At 34.7% G+C, this 22,564-nt stretch carries 20 protein-coding genes; 16 read left to right on the forward strand and 4 right to left on the reverse strand.

Annotation, left to right across the window (positions count from 1 at the left end; genetic code table 11):
• Positions 1-51 precede the first annotated feature (51 nt).
• Positions 52-1,008 (forward strand): methylenetetrahydrofolate reductase [NAD(P)H], encoded by a 957-nt coding sequence (gene metF / locus BMW63_RS02895; RefSeq protein WP_074721020.1) that lies wholly within the window; start codon positions 52-54, stop codon positions 1,006-1,008.
• A gap of 248 nt (positions 1,009-1,256) precedes the next feature.
• Complete coding sequence (locus tag BMW63_RS02900) at positions 1,257-1,904, forward strand: hypothetical protein (RefSeq protein ID WP_074721022.1); 648 nt, start codon at positions 1,257-1,259, stop codon at positions 1,902-1,904.
• Positions 1,905-1,991: 87 nt separating this feature from the next.
• On the opposite strand, the gene gldA is transcribed toward BMW63_RS02900, so the two are convergent.
• Entirely contained in the window at positions 1,992-2,888 is an 897-nt protein-coding gene (gldA, locus tag BMW63_RS02905) for a gliding motility-associated ABC transporter ATP-binding subunit GldA (RefSeq protein WP_074721024.1), read from the reverse strand.
• A gap of 164 nt (positions 2,889-3,052) precedes the next feature.
• Here gldA and tnpA point away from each other — a divergent pair, with 164 nt between their 5' ends.
• The 11 genes from tnpA to queA all read left to right on the forward strand — a co-directional run bounded on the left by tnpA (position 3,053) and on the right by queA (position 14,562).
• Complete coding sequence (gene tnpA / locus BMW63_RS02910) at positions 3,053-3,514, forward strand: IS200/IS605 family transposase (protein ID WP_074721027.1); 462 nt, start codon at positions 3,053-3,055, stop codon at positions 3,512-3,514.
• Between the two features lie 713 nt (positions 3,515-4,227).
• Entirely contained in the window at positions 4,228-5,481 is a 1,254-nt protein-coding gene (locus BMW63_RS02915) for a dicarboxylate/amino acid:cation symporter (protein WP_074721029.1), read from the forward strand.
• Between the two features lie 392 nt (positions 5,482-5,873).
• Positions 5,874-6,701, forward strand: coding sequence for a prephenate dehydratase (locus BMW63_RS02920; RefSeq protein WP_074721031.1), 828 nt, complete (start codon positions 5,874-5,876; stop codon positions 6,699-6,701).
• Positions 6,702-6,788: 87 nt separating this feature from the next.
• Entirely contained in the window at positions 6,789-7,937 is a 1,149-nt protein-coding gene (locus BMW63_RS02925; protein ID WP_074721033.1) for a pyridoxal phosphate-dependent aminotransferase, read from the forward strand.
• The gene (locus BMW63_RS02930) at positions 7,938-8,795 is read left to right on the forward strand and encodes a prephenate dehydrogenase (RefSeq protein ID WP_074721035.1); all 858 of its coding nucleotides are present in this window, start codon (positions 7,938-7,940) and stop codon (positions 8,793-8,795) included.
• Between the two features lie 77 nt (positions 8,796-8,872).
• The gene (locus BMW63_RS02935; RefSeq protein ID WP_074721037.1) at positions 8,873-9,955 is read left to right on the forward strand and encodes a bifunctional 3-deoxy-7-phosphoheptulonate synthase/chorismate mutase type II; all 1,083 of its coding nucleotides are present in this window, start codon (positions 8,873-8,875) and stop codon (positions 9,953-9,955) included.
• A gap of 187 nt (positions 9,956-10,142) precedes the next feature.
• Complete coding sequence (gene rsgA, locus BMW63_RS02940) at positions 10,143-11,120, forward strand: ribosome small subunit-dependent GTPase A (protein ID WP_074721039.1); 978 nt, start codon at positions 10,143-10,145, stop codon at positions 11,118-11,120.
• Between the two features lie 39 nt (positions 11,121-11,159).
• The gene (dtd, locus tag BMW63_RS02945; protein ID WP_074721041.1) at positions 11,160-11,612 is read left to right on the forward strand and encodes a D-aminoacyl-tRNA deacylase; all 453 of its coding nucleotides are present in this window, start codon (positions 11,160-11,162) and stop codon (positions 11,610-11,612) included.
• 60 nt (positions 11,613-11,672) lie between these two features.
• A complete protein-coding gene (locus BMW63_RS02950) occupies positions 11,673-11,999 on the forward strand; it encodes a nucleotide pyrophosphohydrolase (RefSeq protein WP_016988618.1) in 327 nt (108 codons plus the stop codon).
• 99 nt (positions 12,000-12,098) lie between these two features.
• Positions 12,099-13,328, forward strand: coding sequence for a 3-phosphoshikimate 1-carboxyvinyltransferase (gene aroA, locus BMW63_RS02955; RefSeq protein ID WP_074721043.1), 1,230 nt, complete (start codon positions 12,099-12,101; stop codon positions 13,326-13,328).
• A 184-nt stretch (positions 13,329-13,512) separates the two neighbouring features.
• Positions 13,513-14,562: a tRNA preQ1(34) S-adenosylmethionine ribosyltransferase-isomerase QueA gene (queA, locus tag BMW63_RS02960; RefSeq protein ID WP_074721045.1), complete on the forward strand. Its 1,050-nt coding sequence runs from the start codon at positions 13,513-13,515 to the stop codon at positions 14,560-14,562.
• Between the two features lie 213 nt (positions 14,563-14,775).
• On the opposite strand, the gene BMW63_RS02965 is transcribed toward queA, so the two are convergent.
• Positions 14,776-15,510, reverse strand: coding sequence for an SIMPL domain-containing protein (locus BMW63_RS02965; RefSeq protein WP_074721047.1), 735 nt, complete (start codon positions 15,508-15,510; stop codon positions 14,776-14,778).
• Positions 15,511-15,679: 169 nt separating this feature from the next.
• Here BMW63_RS02965 and kynU point away from each other — a divergent pair, with 169 nt between their 5' ends.
• Positions 15,680-16,960: a kynureninase gene (gene kynU, locus BMW63_RS02970; RefSeq protein WP_074721049.1), complete on the forward strand. Its 1,281-nt coding sequence runs from the start codon at positions 15,680-15,682 to the stop codon at positions 16,958-16,960.
• A 109-nt stretch (positions 16,961-17,069) separates the two neighbouring features.
• Here kynU and BMW63_RS02975 read toward each other — a convergent pair whose 3' ends face one another.
• Both BMW63_RS02975 and BMW63_RS02980 read right to left on the reverse strand, forming a co-directional pair.
• Positions 17,070-17,708: a flavin reductase family protein gene (locus BMW63_RS02975; RefSeq protein ID WP_074721051.1), complete on the reverse strand. Its 639-nt coding sequence runs from the start codon at positions 17,706-17,708 to the stop codon at positions 17,070-17,072.
• Between the two features lie 140 nt (positions 17,709-17,848).
• On the reverse strand, positions 17,849-19,411 hold the full coding sequence (locus BMW63_RS02980) for a hypothetical protein (RefSeq protein WP_074721053.1): 1,563 nt from the start codon (positions 19,409-19,411) through the stop codon (positions 17,849-17,851).
• 192 nt (positions 19,412-19,603) lie between these two features.
• Here BMW63_RS02980 and BMW63_RS02985 point away from each other — a divergent pair, with 192 nt between their 5' ends.
• Positions 19,604-20,014 (forward strand): YMGG-like glycine zipper-containing protein, encoded by a 411-nt coding sequence (locus tag BMW63_RS02985; RefSeq protein ID WP_074721055.1) that lies wholly within the window; start codon positions 19,604-19,606, stop codon positions 20,012-20,014.
• A 158-nt stretch (positions 20,015-20,172) separates the two neighbouring features.
• Entirely contained in the window at positions 20,173-22,563 is a 2,391-nt protein-coding gene (locus BMW63_RS02990) for a penicillin acylase family protein (protein WP_074721057.1), read from the forward strand.
• The last annotated feature ends 1 nt before the right edge of the window (position 22,564 follow it).

The following is a 22,564-nucleotide window of genomic DNA, read 5'->3' on the forward strand; positions in this document are numbered from 1 at the left end:
TACTTAAGAGAACATTAAACATTAATTTTTAAACCTGAAACAAAAAACAAAATGAAAGTAACAGAACATATAGCAGCAGCAAAAGGGAAAACATTATTTTCGTTTGAAATTATTCCGCCCCAAAAAGGGAAAAGTATTCAAGAATTATATGATAATATTGATCCTTTAATGGATTTTAAACCGCCATTTATAGATGTGACTACTTCTCGTGAGGAGTTTATTTATGTGGATAAAGGAAATGGATTATTAGATAAAAAGTTGACAAGAATGCGCCCGGGAACATTGGGGATTTGTGCTTCGATAAAGCACAAATACAATGTGGATACTGTACCACACGTACTTTGTGGTGGATTCACAAAAGAAGAAACTGAATATTTATTAGTAGATTGTCACTACCTAGGAATTAATAATGTGATGGCTTTGCGTGGTGATGCAATGAAAGACGAACAGTCTTTTGTAGCAAAAGCAGGCGGGAATAATTATGCTGTAGACTTGGTACAGCAAATTAATTTATTAAACGAAGGGAAATATTTGCATGATGTGATGCATGTCGATAATAAAGCTGATTTTTGTATTGGTGTGGCGGGTTATCCTGAGAAACATTTAGAATCACCATCGTTGATTTCCGACTTAAAAAGGTTGAAAGAAAAAGTGGATGCAGGTGCTGATTACGTGGTAACACAGATGTTTTTTGACAATGTTAAATACTTTGAGTTCGTTGCTAAAGCACGTGAAATGGGAATCACCGTTCCTATTATTCCAGGCATTAAACCACTTGCGGTACAAAGGCATTTGCAAATTTTACCACAAATCTTCCGTATTGATTTGCCCGAAGATTTGATTGATGCTGTAGATAAATGCAAAACGAATACTGATGTAAAACAAGTAGGAATCGAATGGGCAATTCAACAATCACTAGAGCTTAAAGCGGCAGGTGTTCCTGTGCTGCATTATTATTCGATGGGAAAATCAGAGAATATTAGACAAATCGCTAGCAAGATTTTTTAGGAGCTTTTTCCAGCTGTGCGCTATATCTTTTTTGTCCCGTAAAAACGGGTCAAAAAAGGATGCCGCTTCCATCTGGGCTAGGCGATTTAATATAATTATAATGGTTCATCGTAAAACAAGTTCTTTATATAAAATTGTATTTTTTATTTAGGTTTATTTGTTCGTTAATCCTATATCATTAGTGATGTGTTTTTTGAGGGCTCGTATTAAAATCTTATATTTGAATTTATTAATGAAACAATCTCAATATGAAATATTTTTATGGTGCTTTTTTACTAGTCGCTATAACGGCAACTTCTTGTAAAAAGGAGGATACGGCACAACAAAAAGGTGACCCAAGGTTAGTAGTGCCTTTTACTCAGCAAACAAATTCAGGTATTGAGAGCCAATCAACACCTATTGCAACATCACAAAATCATAATTTATTTCATGAGAATAATACCGGAACAACACCATCGGTTGCCGCAGGTATTAATCCGGCTCATGGGCAACCCAATCATAGGTGCGACATAGCTGTGGGTGCGCCATTGAACACTCCTGCAAATGGTAGTGCTCAAGCGTCAACCACAAATAGTCAATCTCCGCAAGTGGTACCAACTACACAAACTAATGTTGTAAAAACAACAACTGCCAAAGGAATGAATCCTCCTCATGGCGAGAAAAATCACCGTTGTGACATTGCTGTAGGAGCGCCTTTAAATGCAAAGGTCGCTTCAACAAATAGCAGTACGAGTTCAGGTCAATACTCTGAGCAAATTAATGTGCCCCAAGCTTTGCCAGCATTATTATCGACTAATTCTGCAAATGACGAAACCCCTGAAGGAATGAATCCAGCCCACGGAAAAGCAGGACATCGTTGTGATATTGCAGTAGGGGCAGCTTTGCCAAAATCATAGCTGAATTTTAACACCATTCAAAAAAGCTCGTTTAATTTAATTAAACGAGCTTTTTTGGTGGGAAGTAAGCGAAGAAAGAGGTGTTCTCTACTTTGTAATTTCTCTAAAAACAGCTTCCAAATTTTTATTTTTTTGATTCAATTGCAGCGTTTTTAAACCATTTGCTGTAGCAAAATCAAAAACGGCAGGACGCATGTCTTTGTCTGACAGGAAAGTCAGTTCCCAAATCATGTCATGTGTATTTTTATAGGAAGTAATGTTTTCTATTTTGGCAATCGCCTGTTCTTCTATTTTAAAATCAAACTCCACTTCGATAACTTGTTCTTTATCAGCAGAAATTAAATGATCCAGTTTTTTATCGGCTACAATTTTCCCGTTATTGATGATGATGACACGGTCGCAAATTGCTTCCACTTCCTGCATGATGTGTGTGGATAGAAAAACAGTTTTATCTTTTCCTGCATTTTTGATAACGTTACGTATTTCGATCAATTGATTCGGATCTAAACCAGTGGTTGGTTCGTCGAGAATCAAAACATCAGGATTGTGTAGTAAAGCGTTGGCAAGTCCTACACGTTGACGGTACCCTTTAGACAGTTGACCTATTTTTTTATGACTTTCGGTAGTTAAGCCAGTCATTTGTAATACTTCTTCGATGCGTGATTTACTAACTTTATAGATATCGGCATTAAAAGCTAAATATTCCCGTACATACAAATCCAAATATAACGGATTATGTTCCGGCAAATAACCGATAGAAAGTTGTACAGCTTTTTGATCAGAGGTTACATCATGTCCGTTCACCAAGGCAGTACCCTCATCGGCAGCAATATAAGTAGTCAGTATTTTCATTAAAGTAGATTTTCCTGCTCCATTCGGACCCAGAAAACCAACGATTTCTCCTTTTTTAACAGAAAATGAAATGTTGTCTAATGCCTTTTGGGCACCATAACTTTTAGATATATTATTTACTTCTATTGACATGACTTAGTATTTGTTGCAAAAGTAAACAGAAAAAGGATTGATTTGTTGTTTTTTGAATACATTTGATAATGAATTTACTATTATTTGTTGTCCCGTTAGGGACGATCTATTGGTAGAATAATTTTTAATCAGGGCAATTTTGTCCCGTAGGGACTTAACAAATTATGGCAAATACATATACCCAAATACACATTCATTTTGTTTTTGCAGTAAAATTCAGAAACGGAATTATCGAATCGCAATGGAAAGATTCCTTGTATAAATACATAACGGGAATTATACAAAACAATAGCCACAAGCTTTTAAGTATAAATGGCATGCCTGATCATATTCATATTTTGGTCGGTCTTAGACCATCTCAATCTATTTCGGATTTAATGAAAGATGTTAAGCAAGGATCTTCTTTATGGATTAATGAAAATAAACTTGCGAGATGTCATTTTGAATGGCAAGAGGGGTTTGGAGCATTTTCGTATAGTAAATCGCAATTGCCAAATGTCATACACTATATTGAAAATCAAGAATTGCATCATAAAATTAAATCTTTTAGAGAAGAGTATTTTGATATTCTTGAGAAATTCGAAGTAGACTTTGATGAGAAATTTGTTTTTAAAGAATTGGTTTAAATTGGGATAGTCCCTAACGGGACAAAAAAGCGAGAATTTATTTTGTTTCTACCGATAGAAAGTTCCTAACGGAACAATTTAAGATTGAGAATTATTGATGATGAATAGTTCTGTTTAGTGTCCTGTTGGGGACTTTCTATTGGTAGAACTAACGGAAGAATTTAAGGTTGAAAATTATTGATGATTTAGAGTTCTGTTTAATGTCACGTTAGTGACTTTCTATTGGTAGAACTAACGGAGGAATTTAAGGTTGAAAATTATTGATGATTTAGAGTTCTGTTTAGTGTCCCGTTAGTGTCTTTCTATTGGTAGAACTAACGGAGGAATTTAAGGTTGAAAGTTATTGATGAAGAAGAGTTTTGTTCAGTGTCCTGTTAGTGACTTTCTATTGGTAGAACTAACGGAGGAATTTAAGGTTGAGAATTATTGATGATTTAGAGTTCTGTTTAGTGTCCCGTTAGGGACTATCTATTGGTAGAATAATTTTTAATCAAGACAATTTTGTCCCGTAGGGACTTAACAAATTATGGCAAATACATGTTCTTATTGGTAATGTATTTTATTTCTACTGATCGAAAGTGCTAAAGTAACAAGGTTAGTATTTGAAATAAATATTTATATCGTGAATCGTGATTAAAAGAATAAGATAACAAACAGTATCGTTTTCCCAATTAGATTAATATATTTATAAAAATTTAAAAACAGTATAGTATATGAGCAAAGTAACTAGTGATTCGAGTAGTTTATTTAAAACTTATAGTAGTATCATATGGCTCCTTTGCGGGATTACAGCAGGGAGTATACTGGGCTTGGTTTTTGGTAAAGATGTAGAAATTATAAAGCCATTAGGAGATATATTTTTGAATTTATTGTTTACTGCAATTATTCCTTTAATTTTTTTTACGATTGCGTCCTCCATCGCTAGTCTTGAGAAATCAGAAAAATTAGGAAAGCTCTTTGTAATTGTAATTGGAGTATTTTTAAGTACAGTTGTTATTTCGGCAATTTTAATGATGATTGGCGTATTACTTTTTCCTATTCATCAGGATATTATTATTTCTAAAATTCCATTAGAAAGTATGCAAAGTGCGAGCGGAGGCTCTCAAATTACGCAATTGCTTACCGCCAATGATTTTTATGAATTACTTTCTCGAAAAAGCATGTTGGCATTAATCATCTTTTCTTTTTTAATTGGATTTGCTAGTTTGCGTTCAGGAGAAAAAGGAGCCAGCTTTAGAAGTTTTTTGAGCTCAGGGGATGAGGTGATGAAACAATTGCTACATCTGATAATGAAAACGGCTCCAGTGGGATTAGGTGCTTATTTCGCATATCAAGTAGGGATTTTTGGACCTCAATTGTTTGGTGCATATGCTAAGCCATTGGGTCTTTATTATGCAGTTTGTGCTTTTTACTTTGTAGTTTTCTTTAGTCTTTACGCGTTTATCGCAGGAGGGACAAATGGACTGAAAGTGTTTTGGAGTAATAATATTACACCTTCTTTAACCGCTTTAGGAACTTGTAGCAGTATTGCTACAATACCTGCCAATCTGGAAGCAACAGAGAAAATGCACATACCAACACATATTAGGAATATCGCTGTTCCACTAGGTGCTCCTTTACACAAAGACGGTTCCAGTATGTCATCAATTATAAAGATTGCCGTTATTTTTGCCATGTTTGGAAAGGATTTTACCGACCTACATAATTTACTGATTGCCTTGGGTATTACAATAATTGTTTCTGTGGTTGAGGGCGGGATCCCAAACGGCGGCTATATAGGAGAAATTCTTGCTATTACTATTTATGGTTTTCCAATGGAGCAGGCTTTACCGGCAGCCATGATTGTAGGAACATTAGTAGATCCGATGGCGACGCTATTGAATGCTAATGGCGACGTAGTTTCGGCGATGTTAATCACCCGAATTGCAGAAGGAAAAAAATGGCTTTCGAATACCTTGACTGCATAATCAGTTTTTGTGAATTTATTTCAAACAAAAGCGGCTGTTTTTGTTACGGAACGTGTTTATAAGCAGTTGCTTAAATATTGTTTTACACTAGGTTTATTGACTATTGTGTAATTAAAAAGTAGTTTTAGAGAGAATTCCTTTTTTGTTTGGTGAAAAATGATTTTTTTTTTGGTGGGCCCGAAATAATTGATACATTCGCATAGAATTAATACACACACAACACAAAGCATACCATGTTAAACAACCGATTTTATTTTAGCAATACTTATTATTTCTTCTGGAAAGAGGTTAGGGATTGTCGTATGGTTATTTAATTAGAAAATTAAATTGATAATTATAAATATACAATCCCGATGAAAATCGGGATTTTTTTTTGCTTAAAAGTTTGTTATATGAATGCGAAAATTGCAATACAGGGTATAAAAGGTTCTTTTCATCATCAGGTGGCACAGGAATATTACGAGAATAGTGTAGTAGTAGATGAGTGTTTGTCTTTTGAAGAATTGGTAGACAGCTTGCTATCAGGTAGGTCTGATCAAGCGGTTATGGCAATAGAAAATTCAATTGCGGGGCCTATTATTCCAAATTATGCATTAATAGATAAACACAATCTACATATTATAGGGGAGCATTATCTTAGGATTCATCAAAATTTAATGGCGCTTCAAGGGCAAAAAATAGAAGATATTGTGGAGGTGCATTCACATCCGATGGCTTTACTGCAATGTATGGATTTCCTTAAAAAATATCCAAACATAAAATTAGTTGAGGATAAGGATACTGCCGAAACAGCACGCAGAATTCAGGATAAACAATTAAAAGGGATAGCGGCAATTGCCAGTGTAGCAGCTTCTGAAATGTATGATTTGGAAATTTTAGCTCCAGAAATTCAGACGATAAAAAATAACATGACGCGTTTTGTTATTATTAAAAAAGAAAATTCATTTCTGGCTGAAGAGGATATCAACAGAGCTTCTTTGAAATTTGAATTGGATCATAAACGAGGTAGTCTGGCAGCAGTGTTAAATGTCATGAGTGACTGCAAGATGAATTTAACTAAGATTCAATCCTTGCCAAAAATTGAAACGCCTTGGAAATATTCTTTTTTTGTGGATGTTACATTCGAAAAGTATGCTGATTACACTAAAGCAAAATCGCTATTAGAAATTATGGCGGAATACTTTAAAGTGTTAGGGGAGTATAAAAATACAAAACCATAAATTCTTAAGGAATAAAAGGTAAACGATAAGAAAAAGATAAAGTTCCCATTTTCCAGAAATGGCTTGGGAAAAGAAAATACAAATAACATGATTCAAGCAGCGAAACGTTTAGATATAATTGAAGAATATTATTTCTCTTCTAAATTGAGAGAAGTACGACAATTAGCTTCAGAAGGAAAACCGATTATTAATATGGGAATTGGAAGTCCAGATTTACATCCGTCGCAAGCTGTTATTGATGCTGTAAAATTGGCGATGGACGATGAAAACGCACATCAATACCAGAGTTATCAGGGATTGCCAGAATTGCGAAAAAGCATGGCTGATTTCTATCTTAATAATTATAATGTGGCTTTGAATCCGAATACGGAAATTTTGCCTTTGATGGGTTCTAAAGAGGGAATCATGCATATTTCATTGGCTTTTTTAAATGAAGGAGATGAAGTTTTGATTCCGAATCCGGGATATCCAACGTATACTTCAGTAACAAATTTAGTGGGAGCTGTTCCGGTTTATTATGATTTGAAAGAAAATATAAATTGGGAACCAGATTTTGAAGCATTAGAAAAATTAGATTTATCGAAAGTGAAAATTATGTGGATTGGTTATCCTCATATGCCAACAGGTGCTAGAGGAAGTATCGCTTTGTTTGAAAAGTTAGTGGCTTTCGCCAAAAAACATGAAATATTGTTGATTAATGACAATCCGTATAGTTTTGTTTTGAATGACAAACCGATGAGTTTGTTGCAAGTGGAAGGAGCTAAAGAGGTGGCGTTAGAACTCAACTCTTTGAGTAAAACCTTTAACATGGCAGGTTGGAGAGTAGGAATGGTTTTAGGAAATGCCGAAGCTATTGACGCTATTCTGAAAGTGAAAAGCAATATGGACAGCGGTATGTTTTTCGGAATTCAAAAAGGAGCGATTGCTGCGTTGAATAGTGATAAGTCTTGGTTTGACTCGATGAATGTTATCTATAAGAAACGCCGCATTTTGACAGAGCAGTTAGCGGAGAAATTAGGATGTAAAGTATACAAAGAAGGAGTTGGCTTATTTGTTTGGGCTAAATTACCGGAAGGAATAGCATCGGCAGAAAAGTTTATTGATCAGATTTTACACGAGAAATATATTTTTATTACACCGGGAACTATTTTTGGAAGCAATGGAGAAGGATACATTCGATTTGCATTATGTGTGAAAGAAGAAAAAGTACAGGAAGCAATTGATAGATTTAACTAAATGAAAATTTACATAATAGGAATTGGATTAATAGGCGGTTCGATGGCATTAGACATTAAAACGTTATACCCAGATGCTACCGTTTACGGAATTGATAGTAATGAAACGCATTTACAGGAAGCACTAGATTTGGGAGTTGTAGATGCAGGGGCGCAAATAGATAATCTGTCCGATGCAGATTTTGTAATTCTATCGGTTCCGGTAGATGTTGCATTGACTTTACTACCAAAAGTTTTGGATGCGATTGGTGATAATAGCATTGTTTTTGAGGTAGGTTCGACAAAAGCGCCTATTTGTGAAGCGGTAACAAATCATCCGAAAAGGAGAAATTTCATCGCGACACATCCTATTGCAGGAACCGAGTTTTCAGGACCGTCGGCAGCAATAAAAGGATTGTTTGAAGGAAAAACCAATATCATCTGTGAAGTAGAGCGTACCGCTTTTAAATTACAGGAAAAGGCATTGGAACTTTTTAAAGCGATCGGGATGAGAATACGTTATATGGATCCAAAAGCGCACGACAAACATATTGCTTATGTCTCTCATTTATCTCACATTAGTGCTTTTATGTTGGGTAAAACAGTTATAAATAAAGAAAAACACGAACAAGATATATTTGATATGGCAGGATCAGGATTTGAAAGTACCGTTCGTTTAGCCAAAAGTTCACCAGCGATGTGGACGCCCATTTTTAAACAAAATAAAGTGCAGGTGATAGAAACTTTGGAAGAGTATATTTCAAATCTTACCCAGTTTAAAGATTTGCTGATAAAAGAAGATTATAATGCCATTTTTGAAGAAATGGAAAGCGTGAACAGAATAAAAGAAATTTTGAATGGTATGAATGTCAAAAAGTAATGACTATTCAGACCAAATTTAAAGTTCAGAAAAGAAGAACAACACAAAAAAAATAATAAAAAAAATAATTAGAAAAGATGGAAAACAAGAAAGAAATGAGAACATGGTTGAACGATTTCAATTTAACTCACCCATTTGTAATTGCGGGACCTTGTAGTGCAGAAACAGAAGAACAAGTATTGAAAATAGCTCATGAATTGAAAGATTCTGATGTAAGTGTTTTTAGAGCAGGAATATGGAAGCCAAGAACGCGTCCGGGAGGATTTGAAGGTGTAGGTGAAATTGGATTAAAATGGTTGAAAAAAGCAAAAGAAGAAACAGGATTGCTAATGGGAACTGAGGTGGCAAATGCGGCTCACGTAAAATTAGCTTTAGAATATGATATTGATGTATTATGGGTTGGAGCCAGAACAACGGTAAACCCTTTTGCAATGCAAGAATTAGCAGATGCTTTACAAGGAACTAAAAAGATTGTACTGGTAAAAAACCCTGTTAACCCAGATTTATCTTTATGGTTAGGTGGAGTAGAGCGTTTGTACAATGCAGGTATTGAAAAATTAGGAGTAATTCATAGAGGTTTTTCTACTTATGAAAAAACAAAATACAGAAACATTCCAGAATGGCAGATTGCTATCGAATTGCAAAATAGGTTCCCTGATTTACCATTACTAATTGATCCATCCCATATCACAGGAGATCGTGACATGATTCTTGAGGTAACGCAAGAAGCTTTAGATTTGAATTATGATGGTATGATTATCGAAACTCATTACGATCCGGATAATGCATGGAGCGATGCTGCTCAACAAGTAACACCAACTGCTCTGAAACAAATTTTTGTGGATTTGAAGGTAAGAAAAGTAAATGATGCTTCTGATGAGTTTACACAAAAAATGGCTAAACTTAGAGCAAACATTGATGTCTTAGATGCTAATTTGTTAGAATTATTAGGGAAAAGAATGAAGGTGGCTGACGAAATTGGTCAAGTAAAAAAAGACGCTAACGTAGCGGTATTGCAAAACAAACGTTGGAATGAAATTTTAGGAAAAATGATCCTAGAAGGAGAGAAAAAGGGACTTACAGAAGAGTTTGTGCTTAAAATGTTTAAAGCAATCCACCAGGAGAGTATTGGTCATCAAGACAAAGTGCTTAATGCTTAATTAGTATTTAATTGTATCGAATGAATCCCCACTTTTTTTAAAATTGTGGGGATTTTTTTATCTATGATTGTGTAGCAATCAAAAACTTTACACTTCATACTTTAAACGTGAAACAAAGAATTATCTTTGCAAAGCATTTATAGGTGCTTAACGGCATATTCAACGCCGAATATCGTAAATAATAAAAATGACAGGACTCGTATATAAATCTACAGGAAGTTGGTACACGGTAAAATCAGAACAAGGTGATTTTATTGAATGCCGTATGAAAGGGAAATTCCGAATTAAAGGAATTAAAAGTACCAATCCTATAGCTGTGGGGGATATTGTGGATTATGAACTGGAAGAATCTTCGGATACAGTAACAGGAACCATTCATAATATTCATGAGAGAAAGAATTACATCGTTCGAAAATCAGTGAATTTATCCCATCAGATGCATATTATTGCGTCTAATATTGATCGCGTTTTCTTGTTAGTTACCATAAACAATCCACCTACGACTTTCAATTTTATCGATCGGTTTTTAGTAACTGCTGAGGCCTACGGAATAGAAACTATTTTAGTATTTAATAAAATAGATACTTTTGATGAAGCTACCTTGGATGAACAATTGTACATGCAGCATGTGTATCAAGAAATCGGTTACAAATGCCTTCGCGTTTCCTCTACAGAAATGAAAGGAATAGAAAAGTTGAAGGAAATGATGATTGGTAAAGTGAGTATGTTTTCAGGACATTCTGGTGTAGGAAAATCAACTTTGGTTAATGCTATGGAACCTTCGTTGCATCTAAAAACAAAAACAATCTCTGAAGCAAGTAAGCAGGGGCAACACACAACGACTTTTGCCGAAATGTATGATTTGTCTTTTGACGCCAGAATTATCGACACGCCCGGAATTAAAGGTTTTGGAGTGGTAGATATGGAACCGGCAGAAATTAGTGGGTATTTTCCTGAATTTTTTAAATTGAAAGAGCAGTGTAAATTCAATAATTGCTTGCATAAAGACGAACCAAAGTGCGCTGTGAAAGAAGCATTAGAAAAAGATGAAATTGCCTGGTCACGTTACAATAGTTATCTTAAACTGTTAGAAGGGGATGATGAAAATTATCGTACTGATATTCACAATGAAGATCGAGCAATAAGTGACGAAAATAGAAAGTAGTAAAGAACCTGATGAATCAGGTCTGTTTAAAATAATAAAATGAAAATTGTCCTCCAAAGAGTTTCCTCGGCATCTGTAACCATTGAAAGTAAAGTAGTAGCCGATATTCAAAAAGGGTTGCTAATTTTAGTTGGTATTGAAGATATGGATGGTCAGGAAGACATCGACTGGCTAGTGGGAAAAATCACTAAAATCCGCGTTTTTGATGATGAGAATCATGTGATGAATTTATCCGTTCAGGATATCGACGGTGATGTAATTGTAGTGAGTCAATTTACACTTCATGCCGCTACCAAAAAAGGCAATCGTCCATCGTACATTAAAGCGGCAAAACCTGACATTGCCATTCCGCTTTACGAAAGTTTTATTGAAAAGTTAGAGTCAGAAGTGGGGAAAACAGTCCAAACTGGTGTTTTTGGTGCTGATATGAAAGTCAGTCTGTTAAATGACGGGCCTGTGACTATAATTATGGATAGTAAAAATAAAGAGTAAATTACACTTTTGGAACTTCTGATAACTATCGGAAATGACTTTGTGTCAAAACATAACAACATGAACTTAAAAGATTCCCAACTAGACGTAGACAATTGGATTAAAGAACACGGCGTTCGATATTTCAACGAACTGACTAATATGGCACAACTTACCGAAGAAGTAGGTGAAGTAGCGCGTATTATTGCCCGTCGTTACGGAGAACAATCCGAAAAAGAAAGTGATAAAAACAAGGATTTAGGCGAGGAATTAGCCGATGTCGTTTTTGTGGTTTTGTGTCTTGCAAACCAAACTGGAATCGATTTACAAGCCGCTTTCGATAAGAAAATGGATTTTAAATCGGTACGAGATAAGGATCGTCACAAAAACAATGAAAAGCTGAAATAATTTGTGGATTATAAATTATGAATTATAGCCGTGGAGTGGTAAATTGCGTGCTTGAATTCTACGGATTATAATTCTAAATTTATCACTCATAATTACAACATGAATTTACTGTTACAAACTACCCATTCCAACTTACAAGCGCAAATTGCAGTTACTGGATCGAAAAGTGAAACCAATAGACTTTTATTGTTAAAAGCACTTTTTCCTGCTATAACATTAGTAAACACATCCAACTCTGATGATAGCGAGGTGATGGAAAAAGCACTTATAGGAAAGGAAGAAATTGTAGATATTCATCATGCGGGAACGGCAATGCGCTTTCTTACCGCTTTTTTTGCAGTAAACGAAGGTCGTGAAGTGGTCTTGACTGGTTCACAACGTATGACGGAGCGTCCTATAAAAGTTTTAGTGGAAGCATTGGAACAACTAGGTGCGAAAATCACGTATGAAAATGAAGTGGGATATCCGCCTATTCGAATCAAAGGACAAAAGATAACCGCTTCTAAGGTAAATATTCCAGCAAACGTAAGCAGTCAATACATTTCGGCTTTAATGTTAGTAGCGCCAAAATTAGAAAACGGAATCGAAATAAATTTGGTTGGGGAGATTACTTCTGTGCCGTACATTAAAATGACTTTGGCTTTGCTGAATGATTTAGATATTAAAACAAGCTTTGAAGGAAATCTAATCAAAGTATATCCAAAGGATGACGTTGAAGCAAAAGAAATGACAGTAGAATCCGATTGGAGTTCCGCTTCTTACTTTTTTAGTTTAGTGGCTTTGTCAGAAACGGCCTCAATCACTTTGAGTAGTTATAAAGAAACAAGTTTGCAAGGAGATTCCGCTTTGGTGGAAATCTATAAACAAATGGGAGTGGAAACTCATTTCGACGGGAATAAAATGACTTTGGCTAAAGTGCCTGATTTTAAATTTGGAGATGTGGATTTCGAACTTAACAACACTCCAGATATTGCGCAAACTATTGTTGTCACTTGTCTTGGTTTAGGTATTGGTTGTCATCTTACAGGACTACATACTTTAAAGATTAAAGAAACAGATAGACTAGAAGCACTTAGAATTGAGCTTACAAAACTGGGCGCAAATATTTCGGTAACAAACGATAGTTTAACGCTTATTGCTTCAAATAGAATCAATCCTAATATTAAAATTGCAACCTATAATGACCACAGAATGGCAATGGCATTTGCTCCTTTGGCGCTAAAAGTGCCAATAATAATCGAAAATGCCGAAGTTGTTTCTAAATCATACCCTGATTTTTGGGAAGATTTGAAAATTTTAGGTTTTAATATTGCTGAACTGATAGCGTAATTGTCAATGTTTACGGGGGTAAACACTTGTCGCTTTGTTACTTTGCAAATTTGTGTCTAAATTAAACAGCAAAACACTTGACAACGCCTATCTCACAGTCGTATATTTGCATTCTTAAATAAGTTTTACTATAGGGCTAAATAAGTAGGTCTTATACTAGAAACTTTTAAACAAAAATATAAAGATGAAATTATCACATTTTCAATTTGATTTACCTAAGGAATTGTTGGCAGAATTTCCGTCTGAACACAGAGATGAAGCTCGCTTAATGGTTATTGATCGTAAGAAACAAACTATCGAACATAAAACGTTTAAAGACGTTATCGATTACTTTGACGATGGCGATGTTTTAATTTTGAATAATACCAAAGTTTTTCCGGCACGTTTATACGGAAACAAAGAAAAAACGGGTGCGAGAATCGAAGTTTTCTTACTTAGAGAACTAAACGCTGAACAACGCCTTTGGGATGTTTTAGTAGACCCGGCACGTAAAATCAGAATCGGAAATAAATTGTATTTCGGTGACGATGATTCATTAGTAGCTGAGGTTATTGATAATACCACTTCTCGTGGAAGAACATTGCGTTTCCTTTACGATGGTTCGTATGAAGAATTTAGAAAGAAATTGACAGAACTTGGAGAAACTCCAATCCCAAAATACATAAGCAGAGATGTTACTCCAGAAGATGCGGAGCGTTACCAAACAATTTATGCTAAAGAAGAAGGAGCTGTAGCGGCACCTACTGCAGGATTGCACTTCTCTAAGCATTTATTGAAAAAATTAGAAATCAAAGGAATCAAATTTGCTGAGGTAACTCTACACGTTGGTTTGGGAACATTCAATCCTGTTGAGGTAGAAGATTTGTCAAAACACAAAATGGACTCTGAGGAATTAAAAATTACTCAAGCAGCCTGTGATATTGTAAATGACGCTAAAGTGCATAAAAAACGTATTTGTACTGTAGGAACTACTTCAATGCGTGCTGTAGAAAGTTCGGTTTCTTCACATGGAACACTAAATCCGTTTGATGGTTGGACAAACAAATTTGTTTTCCCTCCTCATGAATTTACAATTCCTACCTGTATGATTACCAACTTTCATACGCCAAAATCTACTTTATTAATGATGGTTTCAGCATTTTGCGGACATGATTTAATGAAAAGAGCCTATGAAGAAGCAATAAAAGAAGAGTATAAGTTCTATTCTTATGGTGATGCCATGTTGATCATCTAATAAAAATAAAAGGTTAATTCACAAATCTCGTCAGTAATGGCGAGATTTTTTTTTGGGCGTGCCCCAAAAGGGTCGGGCTATTTGTTACAATCTTTTTTATAATTCCAGTAGCCACTAAATTATAAAAAAGGATTTCCACTTCACACGAGCAATAGCGAACTGGCGAAGCAAACCCTCACGCCCTTGTGTGTAATTCCATTTTAGCGAAATAATCTAATCCACCTGATACACTAATTTTATTGTAATAGTGGCTGTTTTGTTTTTAGAATTGGTATTAAATGAACCGCCATAAGAATAATCTTCAGAGGAGTTTTGAGCTATAATTTGGAAAACTCCCATATCCGATTTCTTTAAATTGCCTAAAGCAGCATCAGCATTCTCAGCAATACTTTTAGCTCTGGTACTAGCGTCTTTTGTGGCTTCGGCAATCATTTTTATTTTTAATTCAGCCAGTTTCGTATAGTAATATTCAGGAGCGTTCGAGTAAAACTCAACTCCTGTGTTAATTAATTCGCTGGATTGTCTCGAGACATCTTCAATTTTATTTACATCCTTAGACTGAATACTGACATTTTGGTTTAAGGTGAAACCAGTAAATAAAGTTTGTCTAACGGTTCCGTTTTCATTATAACTGGTCTCGTAGTCTTTGTTGAAAGTAATTGCTGAGAAAATAATATCAGCAGCGGGGATTCCTTTGCTCAATAAATAATTTTTAATTTTTTCTCGGTCCGCGTCTAAAGATGCGTAGGCCTCTTTTAAGGTGTTGCTTTTTTTAGAAAAAGATCCTTTCCAAACAATTAGATCCGATACAAAATCTGTTTTTCCTAATCCGGTAACACTTATGGTGTCACTGCTTTTATTTCTGTTCTGGAAAGCGTTAGAAAACAAAAAAGCAGAGATGACCACGGCTATAGAAAGAATAATTACGTTTAGGCTGTTTTTAAGCATGTGACTTATATTTAAATGTAAGTAAATATACTTAAAATTTAGGAGTTAAATGATTTTCCTTATCGGAATCTTCCAATTGGCATTTAACTTCATTTAACTTGTTAAATAAAGCATTGGCACTTTGCGCAGCAATAAATATTAGTTATTTTTACAAAACTAAATTATATCCATGACTTTCGAAAACACTAAAGAATTTGCAAAGAAACTTGATTCACAAGACAAATTAAATAAATACAGAGACGAATTCATTTTTCCAAAAGTGAATGATAAAAAAGTAATTTATTTCACTGGGAATTCATTGGGCTTGCAGCCCAAAAGAACAAAAGCCTATGTTGATGAAGTAATGGATGATTGGGCAAATCTAGCGGTTGAAGGCCATTTTTATGCCGAAAAACCATGGTGGGATTATCACGAGCGTTTTGCTGCGCCATTAGCTAAAATTGTAGGTGCGCTTCCGTCAGAAGTTACCGTGATGAACACATTGACCGTAAACCTTCATTTAATGATGGTGTCTTTTTACCGACCTACAAAAACGAGATATAAAATCATTTGTGAGGAAAAAGCATTTCCTTCAGATCAATATATGTTTCAAAGTCAGGTGGATTTCCACGGATACAAAACAGAGGAAGCTATTGTAGAAATTAAACGACGCGATGGAGAGCATAACATCCGTTTAGAAGATGTCTTGGCTAAAATTAAGGAAGTTGGTGATGAACTGGCTTTGGTTTTAATTGGCGGAGTGAATTACTACACGGGTCAGGTTTTTGATATGAAAACGATAACCGCTGCAGGACATGAAGCGGGTGCCGTTGTAGGTTGGGATCTTGCCCATGCTGCCGGAAACATAAAATTAGAACTACACGATTGGAATATTGATTTTGCTGCATGGTGTAGTTATAAATACATGAATTCAGGGCCAGGAAATGCTTCGGGATGTTTTGTACATGAAAAACACCACGACAATCCGGATCTACCACGATTTGCTGGTTGGTGGGGACACAACAAAGAACGCCGTTTCAAGATGGAACCTACTTTTGATCCCGTTCATGGGGCAGATGGTTGGCAAATAAGTAATTTGCCGGTACTTTCTTTGGCGCCTTATTTGGCTTCTGTTGAAATGTTTGATGAAATAGGGATGGACGCGCTAATTGAAAAAAGAGATAAAATAACTTCCTATTTAGAATTTGTTCTTCAGGAGATCGACAAAGAAGTTGACAGTAGTTTTGAAATAATTACACCAGCAAGTTTAGATGAAAGAGGATGTCAATTATCCGTTTTACTTCACGGAGAAGGACGCAGTTTGTTTGATTATTTGATGAAAAATGGAGTGATTACAGATTGGCGTGAACCTAATGTAATTCGGTTTGCACCAGTTCCTTTGTACTGTTCTTTTGAAGATATGTATGATTTTGGGCAAATATTAAAAAAAGGAATTCAAGAAGTACACTAATAGAATTAAAAACCCATTGACAAGTTAAATATTCTATTTGTCAATGGGTTTTATTTCTAGATCTCTAGCATTCAAAAATAAATTCAAAAGCAATAAAATTCCATGAGTTTTATTTAAAAAATGATTTTGTTGGAGTGTCTTTTCTAGCATATTCAAAACGGTCAATTAACTTGGGTAAGCAATAACCATCAATGCCATTTAAAGCAACTACATTTCCTTTTTCTATTTGTAGCCAGCCATCTTCATGTCTTAATTTTTCATCAAAGAATAGCTGTTCTATTGAGGCAATAATATGTATGGTGTCATTTTCTTTAATGTAATATTCATTTACATATTTGCAATACAACTGCACTGGACTGCCTTTTGTAAAAGGAACAGAAATCCCTTCTTTCCATTCTTCTTCAAGATTTGTTTTGCTGAATTCAGATACCCCACTTTCATAATTAGCCGATGTATGATGTGCGTCAACAATCATATTCTCGGTAACATGATTCACGGTAAAATGTCCCGTGTCTTTAATGTTTTTATACGTGTCACGGGGAATTGTTGTGGGGCGCACAATAAACCCTATCAACGCAGGATTACTTCCTAAATGGGTTATGCTACTAAAAATCGCAACGTTACTTTCTCCTTTCAGTGATTGTGTGGCAATTAAATTCGCTGATTTGTAACCCGTGCAAGAATTAATTAAATTTAATCGTTCCACTTTTTCAAGTTTAGAAAGATCATCTTGAGAAATTGCAGTCATAGTAGTTTATTTAAAATAATTTTGTTTAACAAAAATACAATAATAATAAACAATAGTATTGACTGATTGCGATTTTAAATTTTGAAGAGGATGCATTTTGGTAATTACTGAATTCTAACTCATTTTTAAAAATTATTTTTCTAAATTAAAATTTGTTTCAGTATTGCTGCAATATTGAGCCATAAGAAATTAAAGAATGATTTTTCAGGTATTCTTTCGACGTTGGCCTCAGTATGAATAATTTTGCCTTTGGAATCATTTTTAACAATCAAATTGACCAGTGCGCTTTTTAGTTTGTTCTTCTTTTCTGGAGCTCCTTTTCTATAAAGAGTTACTTTTAAACCATGGTATTGTAGCGAGGCATTTTCATACGAATTCAAATTATTTCCTTTTATGGTAAACTTCAGTTCATCAAATGTACCTATCGTAGTGACATTGATATATGGTTTTGTAAATTGAGATAAATCCTCGGTGTTTAGATTAGAAACAATTCCATGCACCGTAAAGCGATCTTGTTTGTCCAAAACATTAAACCTCCAATTGAGTTTAAAAGGAGATTTTTTCATGAATTTGCAGCGTATGTCAATGGAAACATCGGCGAGCTTTTTTTGTTGATACCCACTTTGTATGTGAGTCGCCTTCAGATTAAAATTATTAAAAGTCAGTATGCCGGGGCCTTTATGGAAGTTTATTTCTTCTTCATAGACTAAAATAGAATTACGTATAGCAAGAGTATCTACCTTCAATGGAAATTGTAAATCCCGAAGGAGTTTACTGTAGAATGGTTTTCTGCTTAAGTTATCGGCAGGTAGTTTGTTTCTATAGATATTTGCTGATAGTTGATCTATTGCAACTGAGTTGGCATTAAAGAATATTTTATCATCTTTAAAACCCCAATTTATCGTATTGATTTTAATAAATTCTGATTTTAGTGTGAAAAGGTCTTTTTCTTGGTCTAGTTTTTTAACAAATTCCCGTCGGCTGTATTCTGGGAGTAATTCAAATTTTTTGACAATCAAACTTTTAGTAGTAGCTTGGAAATTTTGTACCTTAAGATGGTAATTATCATTTACACGATAATAGATACTATCAGTTTTGATAGTGTATCCCTGATAGGAAAAAGGAATCTTCTTTTGTAATAAGTTATCCGTAATTACAATCCCATCTATATTTAAATTCAAGTTGACGACACTGAGAATAGGTTTGTTTGTTTTTGTGTATATAATTTTAAGACTACCTTTATTCAGTGCGATGTTTGAAACCATAATAATTTCTTCAAATGGTTTTACTACCTCAGTACCTAAACTCTTAGAATTATTAATTGCGTGCTGTGTTTTCTTGTAAAGAATAACTTCTGGAGTTGCAATAATAATGCTTCTTGCTTTAATGCGATTGTTAAAAAGAACATCCCATATTTTAAATTCATTTATTTCAACAGATCCTATTTTAGCATAAATACCTATTTTTTTTAAACTGTCTTGTGATCTTCTTTTGGGAGAAATGGTTAATCGGGATGCCTTGATATTTTTTGATAAGAGATTAATTTGTAAATCGCTATAAGTAATAGCATAAGATGTCGGGTTCTTTTCAGCAATAATTTTAGGAACCTGCTTTTTTAACCAAAAAATCAATCCATAATTTAAGGTTATGATTAATATAATGAGGCCAAAAATAACTATTACTATTTTTTTTATTATAGTCATGAGCTTTTATTTCTTAAAATTATAAAAATACGATTTAGTCCATTCTAGTATTTTGAGAGTATAAAAGAACAACTATATTTAGAGAATTTGATACTAAGACTTTAATTATATAAATATTTTTTCGAATTCTGTAACTTTTTGTTTTAGTTTTTTATGTTTCTTTGTAGATTATTAATTATTAAAAATAAAATCATGAAAGCATTATATTTTATAGCATTGTCTCTGTTAATTGTTTCTTGTAAAAATCAAGGAAAAATGGATTTAGAAGCTGCCAAAAAAGCAACTGTTGACTCTATGGAAGTTGCAATGGAAAAGCAAAAAGTGATTGACTCTATGCAGGTGGAAATGACAAAAGTAGAAATGCAAAAAGAAACTATTATAGTTAATCAGCCAGGAACTAACACTACGACTACTACGACGACCACTACAGAAAAGAAAGGTTGGAGCAGTACAGCAAAAGGAGCTGTAATTGGTGCAGGAGTTGGTGCAGCTACCGGAGCGATTATAAGTAAGAAAAAAGTACAGGGAGCTATAATCGGTGGTGTGGCTGGAGCTGGTATTGGAGCTGGTACCGGTGCCATTATTGACGGAAGCAAAAAATAATAATTTTTTTTTTGATAAAAGAGTGTTTAGATTTCATATTGGAATTTAGGCACTCTTTTTATTTTTTTTAAAACGCAGTTTTATAATGAAATGAATAAAATAGAATTCACTCAAATACATGCGAAATTATTTATATTTGTGAATCATAAATCATCAAAATGAAAGTAGTCAAAAAAACCCTCCTAGTTTTAGTTTCATTAATAGCGATTCTAATTGTTGGAATGGTACTGTATGGTTTTTACCTAAAACCTAAATACGAAGGTAAAGTGGAACTGAAAAGTATTCACGATGAAACAACAGTATATTTTGATGGCTTCGGGGTACCTCATATATATGCCAATAATTCTAAAGATGCGATGACTGCTTTGGGATATGTTCATGCACAAGATCGATTGTGGCAAATGGAATTGATGAGACGTATAGCGCCGGGTCGTTTGTCGGAGATTTTTGGAAACGTTGCTTTAAAGAACGATAAATTCTTTGCTGGCCTTGGTATTGAAGAAGCTTCGGAAAAAGCGATTGCAGCTTTAGATAAAAATAGCGAAAGTTATAAATTGACAGCGGCTTACGTGGAGGGAATCAATCAGTATATGGAAGCAGGTGTGACCCCAATAGAGTTTCAGTTGGTCGGTGTGAAGAAAGAGAAATTCACGATAAAAGACGTATATAATATTTTCGGATATATGTCCTTTAGTTTTGCCATGGCACAAAAAACGGATCCATTATTGACAGATATTCGTAATAAATATGGGGTGGAGTACCTTAAGGATTTTGGTCTTGATGGGGAATTGAATACTACAATAATTAAAAACGCAAAGGAGAAACCACAAGAGTTTTTATCGATTTCAAAATCAATAGCGGCCTTATTAGATAATTCACCTATTCCTCCATTTGTGGGAAGTAACAGTTGGGTGATTGCGCCAAAGAAAACCAAAAACGGAAAAGTGATTTTTGCCAATGACCCGCATATTGGATTTTCGCAACCAGGAACATGGTACGAAGCTCATATAGTGACCCCTCAATTTGAATTATATGGCTGCTATCTGGCAGGAACGCCTTTTCCTTTATTGGGACATAATAGGGATTATGCTTATGGCTTAACTATGTTTGAGAATGATGATATTGATTTGTACCAAGAAGAGAATAGTCATGATAATGCCAATAAATATAAAACACCCACAGGTTTTAGTGATTACATAATTAGAAAAGAAATTATAAAAGTAAAAGATAGCACAGATGTAGTGATGAACGTAAAAGTGAGTCGTCACGGTCCCGTCATGAACAATTTGATAGTTGGTTTAGATGATAAGAAGCCAGTGGCGATGTCTTGGATTTATACCCAGCAACCCATCCATATTTTGGATGCAGTTTATACCCTTTCTCACGCAAAAAGCAAAGCTGATTTTCAAAGAGGAGTAGCACTTATTTCAGCTCCAGGATTAAATGTGATGTATGGGGATGCTAAAGGAAATGTAGCCTGGTGGGCAACGGGCAAATTATACAAGCACAATGACGGAGTGGATACTCATTTGATCTTGAATGGTTCGTCTGGAAAAGATGATATTACTGAATATTTGGATTTCTCCAAAAATCCTTCGGCAGAAAATCCAGAATGGAACTACGTGTATTCAGCCAACAATCAACCTGAAGCGGTTGATGGATTTTTATATCCAGGCTATTACCTTCCAGAGGATAGAGCCAAAAGAATCACCCAATTATTAGAACCAAAGTCAAACTGGGATAAAGAATCTGTTGGTAAGATGATCACTGATAACACTTCGTCAGTGGCTCCAGATGTGGTTAAGAATTTAATTGCCGGTTTAGAGGTCAATTCACTTTCGAAAAATGAAAAGGAAGCAGTTACTATTTTAAAATCTTGGAAAGGAACAAATAACACAGAAGATGTAGCGCCTACGATTTACAACAAGGTAATTTATATGTATTTAAAAAATACGTTTAAAGACGAGTTAGGCGAAGAGGGATTCACTCAGTTCTTAGCAACACACATAATGAAACAATTAATTGCTAAAGTAATTGTAAATGAGAAATCATTGTGGTGGGATAACATAGATACCAAAGACAGAAAGGAATCTAGAAGCGAGATTCTTGCGAAATCCTTTAAAGAGGCAATTTCGGCATTAGAAACACAATTAGGGAAATCAGTTCCGGCCTGGACTTGGGATAAAGTACATGTTGTAGAATATCAGCATCCGTTGGGGAAAATCGCTATGCTAAGAAAAATATTTAATGTTGGGCCATTTGAGGTATCGGGGTCTAATGAAGTAATCAACAACCAAATGTTTGATTATACAAATGAATCGAAATATGTAGTAAAGGGAGGTCCGTCCTCGAGAAGAGTTATTGATTTTTCCGATATTGAAAATAGCTGGAATGTTCTGCCTACAGGGCAATCGGGCAATCCATTAAGTGCTCATTACAATGATCAATCAGAAATATACAACACGGGAAATTTTAGAAAAATGATGCTCAATAAGGAAGAGATTGTTAAAACTTCAACAAAATTGGTTTTTATACCCGTTAAAAACTAAA

It is taken from the genome of Flavobacterium frigoris, assembly GCF_900111075.1.
Classification (GTDB): Bacteria; Bacteroidota; Bacteroidia; order Flavobacteriales; family Flavobacteriaceae; genus Flavobacterium; species Flavobacterium frigoris.